Consider the following 10,167-nt stretch of genomic DNA (forward strand, 5'->3'; position numbering starts at 1 on the left):
GAGACGCAGGAAGTGGCGGGCTCGCCCGACCAGGTCGACCTGACGGTGGAGGTCAAGGAAAAGCCCACGGGCAGCCTGCAACTGGGCGCGGGGTATTCGAACACCGACAAGGTGTCTCTGACCTTCGGCGTGACTCAAGAGAACGTCTTCGGCTCGGGCAACTACCTCGGGCTGTCGGTAAGCACCAGCTCGTACAACAAGTCGATTTCCCTGACGGCGACCGATCCGTACTTCACGCAGGACGGCATCTCACGCACGGCCTCCGTGTACTACACCACCAGCCGGCCCTATTACGAGGTCGACGGCAACTACAAGCTCGAACACGTGGGCGGATCGATCAAGTTCGGTGTGCCCTTCTCGGAGGTGGACCGGGTCTACTTCGGTGTCGGCCTGGAGAAGTACCGGTTTGACCCAGGCTCCAACGGCACCACCACGACGGTCGACGGCACCACCTACGACACCGGTGTGCCGCAGGCCTACAGCGATTATTTTGGCTGCGTGCGCAATTCCAGCGGCGTGGTCTCCAATTGCGCCAATGCGGAGGTCTGGGGTGTGCCGCTGACGGTCGGCTGGTCGCGCGACGATCGCGACAGTGCCTTGATACCCACCAAGGGTCGGCTGCAGTCGGCCAACCTCGAAGTCGGTGCGGGCGGCGACATGCGCTATTTGAAGACCGACTACCAGTACCAGCAGTACTTCCCGATCAACAAGCAGTACACGCTGGCGATCAATGGGCAGCTCGGTTACGCCAAGGCGCTCGCCGGGCAGACCTACCCGGTCTTCAAGAACTTCTATGCCGGCGGCCTGGGTTCGATCCGCGGCTTCGAGAGCAATTCGCTGGGTCCGCAGGACAACGTGACTGACGGCGCACTCGGCGGTACCAAGAAAGCGATTTTCAACATGGAGCTGAGCACGCCGTTCCCGGGTGCCGGCAACGACAAGACGCTGAGGCTCTATACGTTCTTCGATGCGGGCAATGTGTTTGCTGAGCGCACCTCGACCCAGACCAATGCCCAATGGGATGCGCAGAACAAACTGCGCGCTTCCGTGGGGCTGGGTATCAGCTGGATCTCGCCGCTCGGGCCGCTGCGCCTGGCCTACGCAGTGCCTATCAAGTACCAGAAGCTCGACGAGGCCAACAACATCGCGGCCGACCGGACCCAGCGCTTCCAGTTCCAGATCGGCACGTCCTTCTGATGTCTGCCTCGGGAGCCTGGGCAGTGCCTGGGCTCCCGAGAGGCAGGTCAAAGGCGTCTGATCACGCGAGATCGAAACGGTCGAGGTTCATTACCTTGGTCCAGGCCGCCACGAAGTCGGTGACGAATTTCGCCTGGCTGTCGGCGCTCGCATAGACCTCGGCAACGGCGCGCAGTTGCGCGTTCGAGCCGAAGACCAGGTCGGCACGCGTTGCGGTCCACTGGCGTTCGCCCGTCTTGCGGTTGCGCCCCTCGTACTGCTGCTCCGTGCTGCCGGCGACCGGCTTCCATTCCGTGCCCATGTCGAGCAGATGGACGAAGAAGTCGTTGCTCAGCTTGCCGGGTGTCCGGGTGAGGACGCCGTGACGGGACTGGCCCACGTTGACGTCGAGCACGCGCAGGCCACCGACGAGCACCGTCATCTCGGGCGCCGTGAGGGTGAGCAATTGAGCCCGATCGACGAGCAGCACTTCGGCCGGCACGCTGTAGCGCGCCTTCACGTAGTTGCGAAAGCCATCGGCTGCTGGCTCCAGAGGAGCGAAGGACGCCACGTCGGTCTGTTCCTGCGAGGCGTCGGTGCGGCCTGGGGTGAAAGGCACCTGGGTGCCGCCGCCCGCGGCTTTCTCCACACCCACGCCACCGGCCAGCACGATCAGGTCGGCGAGCGAGAGCCTTTTGCCGCCGGTCTGCGCAGCGTTGAATTCGCTGCGGATGCCTTCCAGCGTCGCCAGCACCTGCGCAAGCTGCGCCGGTTCGTTGACTTCCCAATCCTTCTGTGGGGCCAGCCGGATTCGTGCACCATTGGCCCCGCCGCGCATGTCCGAGCCACGGAAGGTCGACGCCGACGCCCAGGCGGTCGACACCAGTTGCGCCGTCGTGAGGCCGGACGCCAACACCTTCTGCTTCAACGACTCGACATCCTGTGCGTCGACCAGGGGATGGTCGAGTGCGGGTACCGGGTCTTGCCACACCAGCACCTCGGCCGGCACTTCGGGGCCAAGGTAGCGGGCACGCGGGCCCATGTCGCGGTGCGTGAGCTTGAACCAAGCCCGCGCGAAGGCGTCTGCAAACTGGTCGGGGTTCTCGAAGAAGCGGCGTGAGATCTTTTCGTACGCCGGGTCCATGCGCAGCGCCAGGTCGGTCGTGAGCATCGTTGGTGCCAGGCGCTTGCTGCTGTCGTGGGCGTGCGGAATGGTGCCTGCGCCCGCGCCGTCCTTGGCCACCCACTGGTGCGCGCCAGCCGGGCTTTTTGTCAGTTCCCACTCGAAGCCGAACAGGTTCTCGAAGAAGTTGTTGCTCCACTGGGTGGGCGTGCTGGTCCAGGTGACCTCCAGGCCACTGGTGATGGTGTCGGCACCCTTGCCGGTGCCAAAGCTGTTGCTCCAGCCGAAGCCCTGGTGCTCGATGTCGGCGGCCTCGGGTTCGTGCGAGACATGGTCGGCGGGGCCTGCGCCATGGGTCTTGCCGAAGGTGTGGCCGCCTGCGATCAGCGCCACGGTTTCTTCGTCGTCCATCGCCATGCGCGCGAAGGTGTCGCGGATGTCACGGGCCGCGGCGATCGGGTCGGGTTTGCCGTCCGGCCCCTCGGGGTTCACGTAGATCAAACCCATCTGCACGGCGGCCAGCGGGTTTTCCAGGTCGCGGGTGTGCGCCACCTTGCTGTCGTCGTCCTTCACGAGCACGCCGTGCGCTTCATCGACACCCGGCGAACCCTGCGTATAGCGCACGTCGCCACCGAGCCACTTGTCCTCGCGACCCCAGTAAACGTCCTGGTCGGGTTCCCACACGTCGGCACGGCCACCGGCAAAGCCGAAGGTCTTGAAGCCCATGGTTTCCAGCGCCACGTTCCCCGTGAGGATCATCAGGTCGGCCCAGGAGATCTTCTGGCCGTACTTCTGCTTGATGGGCCAGAGCAGGCGACGTGCCTTGTCCAGGCTGACGTTGTCAGGCCAGCTGTTGAGAGGTGCGAAGCGTTGCTGGCCGCGACCCGCACCGCCACGGCCGTCACCGATGCGGTAGGTGCCCGCACTGTGCCAGGCCATGCGCACGAAGAGCGGACCGTAGTGGCCGAAGTCGGCGGGCCACCAGTCCTGCGAGTCGGTCATCAGGGCGGCGAGATCCGCCTTCAGCGCGGCGAGGTCCAGTGTCTTGAATGCCGCGGCGTAGTCGAAATCACGGGACATTGGATCGGACTTGGACGAGTGCTGGTGAAGCAGGTCGATGCGCAACTGCTTGGGCCACCAGTCCCGGTTGGTTCTGCCTGCGCCTGCCGCCTGGCTGAAGGGGCACTTTGCTTCATTCTTTTCGTTCGCCATGTGGGCTCCTGTGATCGTCGATGGGAAGCTGAAATTCTGTCTCACAAGCGGCGTGCGCGCGAATAGAACCATTCAATGCGTGCGATAGGACGGCGGTGATTCGCGTACCTGACCGATAATTCGGCCGCAGTTCCAGACCGTCGGGACTGTGCCGGGTCAGCCACGCTACGTCGAAGCCAACCTTTGTCTCGAGGACTTCGACTTACCCCTTTTCCGGCCGTGGCCTGCTCGTGTTCGAACGCTATTACCGCGAACTGCTGAACTTTCTTGCGCGAAGTGTGCGAGACCGCGAAACTGCCGCTGAGCTGGCGCAGGAGAGCTTTGCGCGCGTGTACGCCGCGCAGCGAGAAGGCACCACGGTTCGCGATGCGCGCGCGCTGCTCTACAAGATCGCCCGCAACCTGGTCACCGATGGCCATCGCCGTGCACAAGCCCACGGTCAGCCGGCCCCATGCGACATATCGGACGATTCGGCCTCGTTCGATGCGCAGGCCGGCTCCGAATCGCTGGAGCCCGACGTTGCGCTGGCGTCGCGGCAGCGCTTCGAGGCCATCGCTTCGGTCGTCGACACACTTCCGCCGCGCTGCCGGGAAGCGTTCATGCTCGTCAAGTTCGATGGCTTGACCCATGCGGAGACTGCGGCGCGCATGGGCATTGCAGTCAAAACGGTGGAGATGCAGGTCCAGATCGCGCTTGAGCTGTGCTGGACGCGGCTCGAGGCATTCGACGGGATCGCGACCGGCGCGCACCCGTCCCGCACACCCCGGCGCCGCTCCGGACAATGACGAGGGCTGCTCATCTTTGCCGCGCCGCCTACAGGGTGCCACGCCGCGGCCGCGTCTACATCTCCAAGAGAATCCCCCCATGTCCGCCACCGCTCCCCCATTGAAGGACGCTGCCACCGTGCGCCAGCAGGCGCTGGGCTGGTTCGTGCGCCGCCAGGATGCCGCCTGGCGCGGCGAGGATGAGCATGCCTTTCAGGACTGGCTGGCCGCAAGCCCGACGCATGGCGAGATCTATGCGCAGTGTGCCGCGCAATGGCAGGCTTTCGATGGCATGCCGGCCGATCTGGTGGCGGGCATGCGTCGCCAACTGGCGCATGACAAGAAGGCCACGCAGGTGCGGGCCGAGCCTGCGCGACGACGCTTTCTCAAGCCCGCCTTTGCGCTGGGCGCAGCTTTCGCCATGGGTGGCGCAGGCTACGTCGCCTGGCAGCAGATGCTGGCGCAGCCGGTGTGGGTCGAGGCCTTTGCCACCGACCGCGGGCAACAGAAGGAAGTGGCTTTGCCGGACGGTAGCCGGTTGCGGCTCGATACCACCACGCGCGTCGAAGTCCGGTACTTTCGCGACCGCCGCGAAGTCCATCTGGTGGCAGGCCAGGCTGTGTTCGCCGTGCAGTCCGATACAAACCGGCCCTTCGATGTGCTCGCCGGCCCCCTGCGCGTCACCGTGGTGGGCACGCGCTTCTCGGTTCGCCACACGCCGGGTCAGCCGGGTCGCGATGGGGTAAGCGTGGCGGTGGAGGAGGGCAAGGTCAGGGTGGCGCGTGCCGATTCGGCTGCCTATGGTGCGGTTTATCTCATCGCGGGTCAGCGCGTCGGAAGCGATCCCGCGGGCGTGCTCGGCCCGGTTCATCCGGTTTCGGTCGAAGGCATCGCTCCCTGGCGTGAGCAGCGCATCAGCTTCGTCGATGTCCGGCTGGACCAAGCGTTGGCCGAACTGGCGCGCTATGGCGACACCGGGCTTGTGATCCACGACGCCGATGTGGCGGCGTTGCGCCTGAGCGGCACCTTCGATCCATTGAACCGGGCCACGCTTCGGCTGGCGCTTCCGCGCGTGCTGCCCGTGCGCCTGGTCGACCAGGGTGCCATGACCGAGGTGCGGCCCGCACATTGAGCCGCGCGCGCAGTGCTCGCCTCTGGGAATCTGCCGCGATTCTGGGTAAACGATTCTTTTTCGTAAGAACTACAGGGTCACGGGTGTTTTCTGCGTCTTCCCAAGTAGTACCTGTTTTGCTATTTGGAGAATCCCTGAATGAATCGCCTTCTGATGCGACCTGCACCCGTCGCTCTGGCACTGGCCATCGCCTTCTGCACACCCTTGGTTCACGCCCAAACCGGCAGCGCGGCCACCTCGATGCCGATCCACATTGCTGCCCAGCCGCTGGCACAGGCGCTCAACGACTGGGCCCGGCAAACGCGCATCCAGTTGGCTGTCCAGCAGGATGCGGTGGCCGGCAAGGCCGCACCCGCGGTATCGGGACATCTGAGCCCTCGCCAGGCGCTCGATCGCCTGCTCGTGGGAAGCGGACTCATCGGGCGCTTCGAGGGCAATCTGGTGACGGTCGAGCGCGTGCCCGATGGCGACGCCAGGTCGTCCAAGGAAACACTGTCGGAAGTCACCGTCACTGCGGCTGCCGAACGCGGCACCGGCACGGAGGGCACGGGCTCTTACACGACGCATGCGGTCACGGTCGGGAAGGGCGAGCAGGCGCTCAAAGACATCCCGCAATCGATCAGCGTTGTGACGCGTCAGCTGATGGACGAACAGCGGTTGAGCACCGTCTACGAAACTCTGGCGAGCACGACCGGCATCACGCTCGCGCAGAGCCCGCAGGGCGGCAAGTACATCTATTCACGCGGCTTCGACCTGACGACAGTGCAGTTCGACGGCGTGCCCCTGAACCGGGGCATGTACGGTCGTGCCAGCAACTTTGGCGCGAACATGGCCATCTACGACCGTGCCGAAGTGCTGCGCGGTGCGGCCGGCCTGCTGCAGGGCGAAGGCAATCCGGGCGGTGCCGTGAACCTGGTGCGCAAGCGCCCTCTCGCGACGCCCGAGGTCAGCATGGAGATGCGCGCTGGTTCGTGGGATCGCTATGGTGTCCAGTTGGACGCCAGCGGCGCGCTCAACGCTGAGGGCACGCTGCGCGGCCGGGCGCTGGTCGACGTCGACGATCAGCACTCCTTCATCGACCAGGTGAACAGCCACAACAGCACCTTCTACGGCACGCTGGAATACGACGTGTCTGCGGCTACCAAAGTGAGCATCGGCGCCAGTTCGGAAGAGGTGAAGGGCCGACCCTTCCTGAACGGCCTGCCGCGCTACAGCACGGGTGACGACCTGCAACTGCCCCGTTCGACCTATTTCGGCTCGACCTGGAGCCGCCAGGACAGCACCAACCGAGGTCTGTATTTCGACCTGGCGCATGCGTTCAACGACGACTGGAAGCTCAAGCTCACGGCCGTGCACGTCGCCGAAGACCACAACCTGAAGTACGCCGGCGTCAACCGTGCTGTGAACCCGGCCCTGATGCAGAGCGCGAACATCGTCGCGCGTTCGATCGCCGACATCGATGCCTCGGGCATCGATGCGCAGCTCACGGGCCAGTTCGATGCAGGGGGGCGCCGCCACGAGCTTGTCAGCGGGCTGGGCTACACCCGAACCACCAACGACACCATCTACGGCTACAGGACCAACTACAACATCTTCAACGTCGGCAGCTACAACCCGGCCATTCGGGAGCCCTCGGACCAGGAGATCTATGCGAGCACCAAGGAAGCCCGTGAGGGCAAGGCGCAGCAGTTCGGCATCTACAACGCATTGCGACTGCAACTGAGCGATCCGCTCAAGCTGATCGTCGGTGCTCGCGTGAGCTGGTTCCGTACGCGCTGGGACACCATCACCACCGGCACCTCGCCTTCCACGTCGCTCACGGACAGCCGCGAGAACGCCAAGGTCAACCCCTATGCCGGCTTGGTGTACGCGCTGAACCCGCAATGGTCGGCCTATGTGAGCTATGCCGACATCTTCAAGCCGCAGACCGAACAGAATGCGGCGGGTGAATTGCTCCAGCCTATGGTGGGCGCGAACTACGAGGCAGGCCTCAAGGGCGAACTGATGGACGGCCGCGTCAACACCTCGCTGGCCTTCTTCCGTATCGACCAGAACCACCGCGCGCAGGAAGACTACAGCTCCGGCCCCACCTGCCGCAGCGACTACTACTGCTACACCGACGCAGGCAAGGTGCGCAGCCAGGGCGTCGATGCCGAAGTAAGCGGCGAGGTGACGCGCCGATGGAATGTCTTCGCCGGCTACACCTTCACCCGCACCAGGTACCTCAAGGATGTCGCCAGCGAAGGGCAGGCCTTCAACACCTACACGCCCAAGCACATGCTGCGGCTGTGGACCACCTACCAACTGCCGGGCGCGCTGAGTGCCGTGACGCTGGGCGGCGGCGTGAGCGCGCAGAGCGCCAGCTATCGGCAGATCGGAACGGTGCAAGCCGACATGCCAGGGCGTGCGGTCTGGAACGCCTATGCCAAGTACCAGATCAACCGCCACTGGTCGGCCACGCTGAACCTCAACAACGTCTTTGACAAGGTCTACTACAGCTCGATCACGGCGCTTGTCAATGGCAGCTACTACGGCGATCCCCGTCACGTGATGCTGACGCTGCGCGGCACGTTCTGAGACACGGACAAGGCCAATGAAGAGCGGCTTCAGGCAGTCGATGGCGTGGCTGCACACATGGTGCGGCCTCACGGCCGGCTGGGTTCTTTGCGCCATCTTCCTGACGGGCACGCTGAGCGTTTTTCGAGACCCGATCACGCAATGGATGACGGCCAAACCGGTCCTGTCGTCCACGGATGCGGCCGGGGCCGGCGTCGATATGGCCGTCGATCGCGCGGCCGCGTATCTGGCACGGGTGGCGCCCGAGGCGCGCTTCTGGCGCATCGAGCTTGCGTCGCGGCCAGGCAAGGCCATCGAAATGACGTGGCGCTCCGGCAAGACCGACCTGCAGGCGGCCATGCACCCTGACACGGGCGAGATCCTGCCGCAGCCCTGGGGCCGCAAGACCGAAGGTGGCCGGCATTTCATGTCCTTCCACTACACGCTGCATGGCGGCACGGCGGGCTATTGGGTGGTGGGCTGGCTGTCAATGTGCATGTTGGTCGCGCTGGTGTCCGGTGTGGTCGTGCATCGTCGGATATTCAAGGACTTCTTCACCTTCCGCGTCGGCCGGGGACAGCGCTCATGGCTGGACGCCCACAACGTCACCGCCGTGCTCACGCTGCCTTTCCTGTTCATGATCGTCTACACAGGCTTGGCCTTCTTCTACACCAGCTATCTGCCGTGGCCATTGCGCGCGGTGTACGGCATGGACGCCCAAGCCTATGACCGGTTTCAGTCGGAGCTCGACCACCACACCCCGCTGCGCGCACGGCCCCGCAGCGGAACGACGGCCACGCTGCACGCGCTTGCGCCGCTGCGCCAGACGGCGCAGTCGCTCATCGGCCGGCCCGTGCGCCGGATCGTGATCGAGCAGCCCGGCGACACGAACATGCGGGTGCGCATGTTCGGCAGTACAGAGAGTCGCACGTTGGCCGAGGCGACCTTGCTCAATCCCGTGGGCATGGTGGCTTTCGACGGCGTGACCGGCGCCGTGCTGCACGTGCAGCAACCGACGCCGCCCACCGCCTTCTCAAGCGAGCAGATCCATGGCGTCATCGAAGCGCTTCATCTGGTGCGCTTCGGCGGCTGGCCGTTGAAGTGGCTCTACTTCATCAGCGGCCTGATGGGCACGGCGATGATGGCCACCGGTACCGTCCTGTTCATGGTCAAGCGCCGCAGGAAAAGCGAGATGGAGTTCGGGGCCGCCACGGCCACGGTCTATCGCCTCGTAGAGGCACTCACCGTCAGTGCCCTGGCCGGCATCTGCGTGGCGTGCATTGCCTATCTCTACGCCAACCGGTGGTTGCCGGCGGCGATGCCCGCGCGTGACGTGTGGGAGATCCGGGCCTTCCTGGGCGTATGGGCCCTCACGCTGCTGCACGCAGGGGCGCGGCCGCCTGCGCGCGCCTGGGTCGAGCAGCTGTCGCTGGCTGCCATGCTCTGCCTGACGCTGCCGCTGCTCAATTTTTCGACCACACGACAGCATCTGGGCTCCTACCTGGCGATAGGGGATTGGCAGCGCGGCGGTGTCGAGCTGGTCACGCTCGGACTGGGGGCCGTCATGGCCGGGGCGGCCTGGCAGGTACACCGTGGGTGGTCCGGCGAGCCGGCGCCCGTCGCCCGCAACGAGCGAACAAGTCCAAGCCGCCCTGCGGTTGCCATGCGCGACCGTTGGGCCGTGCTGGGACGTGTGTTCGCCGCCAGCATCGGTGGGTACGGTGCGGTCGCGCTGCTTGCGGCGGCCGCGGCCATCGCATTGCCACGCTGGACCGACATGTCGCGTGCCGATGGCGTGCTCGTCGCGACGCTGTTGGGTTTTGTCTTTTACACGGCGGTGGGCATCTGGGCGTTCAGCGTTCGACAGGCAGTGGCCGTCTGGCGCGGCCTGGCCCTGGTCAGCGCCGCTTGCGCTACATTGCTGGCTCTTTTTCGGGACTGGCGATGATCGGCCGTCAACCTGTCGCAGGCCTGCCCATGAAAAAGCCTGCTATCGAGAAATAGCAGGCTTTCCAGTGGCCTTGCGGCCTGAAGTGGCTCCTCGACCTGGGCTCGAACCAGGGACCTACGGATTAACAGTCCGGCGCTCTACCAACTGAGCTATCGAGGAATATTTGGGTTTGAAGCGGTAGAACCGCTTCGCTTGCGGCGGAGCCTGCAAGCAGTGGCGAAGATGTTTCGCGGCACAAATGATAGCCGATATT

6 protein-coding genes and 1 tRNA gene are annotated in these 10,167 nt (G+C 65.0%); 5 read left to right on the top strand and 2 right to left on the bottom strand.

What is annotated here, in order from left to right; genetic code table 11:
- A partial coding sequence (bamA, locus tag J2W36_RS10170) for an outer membrane protein assembly factor BamA (RefSeq protein ID WP_307689614.1) occupies positions 1 to 1,197 on the top strand: 1,197 nt, incomplete at its 5' end.
- A gap of 61 nt (positions 1,198 to 1,258) precedes the next feature.
- Here bamA and katG read toward each other — a convergent pair.
- Positions 1,259 to 3,511 (bottom strand): catalase/peroxidase HPI, encoded by a 2,253-nt coding sequence (gene katG, locus J2W36_RS10175; RefSeq protein ID WP_307689615.1) that lies wholly within the window; start codon positions 3,509 to 3,511, stop codon positions 1,259 to 1,261.
- Positions 3,512 to 3,741: 230 nt separating this feature from the next.
- Here katG and J2W36_RS10180 point away from each other — a divergent pair, with 230 nt between their 5' ends.
- The 4 genes from J2W36_RS10180 (at position 3,742) to J2W36_RS10195 (ending at position 9,911) form a co-directional block, all read left to right on the top strand.
- A complete protein-coding gene (locus J2W36_RS10180; RefSeq protein ID WP_307689616.1) occupies positions 3,742 to 4,296 on the top strand; it encodes an RNA polymerase sigma factor in 555 nt (184 codons plus the stop codon).
- 79 nt (positions 4,297 to 4,375) lie between these two features.
- Positions 4,376 to 5,407, top strand: a complete 1,032-nt coding sequence (locus J2W36_RS10185; protein WP_307689617.1) for a FecR family protein — start codon at positions 4,376 to 4,378, stop codon at positions 5,405 to 5,407.
- 138 nt (positions 5,408 to 5,545) lie between these two features.
- On the top strand, positions 5,546 to 7,984 hold the full coding sequence (locus tag J2W36_RS10190; RefSeq protein WP_307689618.1) for a TonB-dependent siderophore receptor: 2,439 nt from the start codon (positions 5,546 to 5,548) through the stop codon (positions 7,982 to 7,984).
- Positions 7,985 to 8,000: 16 nt separating this feature from the next.
- Positions 8,001 to 9,911 (top strand): PepSY-associated TM helix domain-containing protein, encoded by a 1,911-nt coding sequence (locus tag J2W36_RS10195; protein WP_307689619.1) that lies wholly within the window; start codon positions 8,001 to 8,003, stop codon positions 9,909 to 9,911.
- Positions 9,912 to 9,997: 86 nt separating this feature from the next.
- Here J2W36_RS10195 and J2W36_RS10200 read toward each other — a convergent pair.
- A tRNA-Asn gene (locus J2W36_RS10200) sits at positions 9,998 to 10,073 on the bottom strand.
- Positions 10,074 to 10,167 lie beyond the last annotated feature (94 nt).

It is taken from the genome of Variovorax ginsengisoli (assembly GCF_030811835.1).
Taxonomy (GTDB): domain Bacteria; phylum Pseudomonadota; class Gammaproteobacteria; order Burkholderiales; family Burkholderiaceae_C; genus Variovorax; species Variovorax ginsengisoli_C.

What these genes read in the sequence shown, in the direction of transcription:
- katG (WP_307689615.1), bottom strand. Translation starts at nt 3,511, where the DNA reads ATGGCGAACGAAAAGAATGAAGCAAAGTGCCCCTTCAGCCAGGCGGCA.
- J2W36_RS10185 (WP_307689617.1), top strand. Translation starts at nt 4,376, where the DNA reads ATGTCCGCCACCGCTCCCCCATTGAAGGACGCTGCCACCGTGCGCCAG.
- J2W36_RS10190 (WP_307689618.1), top strand. Translation starts at nt 5,546, where the DNA reads ATGAATCGCCTTCTGATGCGACCTGCACCCGTCGCTCTGGCACTGGCC.
- J2W36_RS10195 (WP_307689619.1), top strand. Translation starts at nt 8,001, where the DNA reads ATGAAGAGCGGCTTCAGGCAGTCGATGGCGTGGCTGCACACATGGTGC.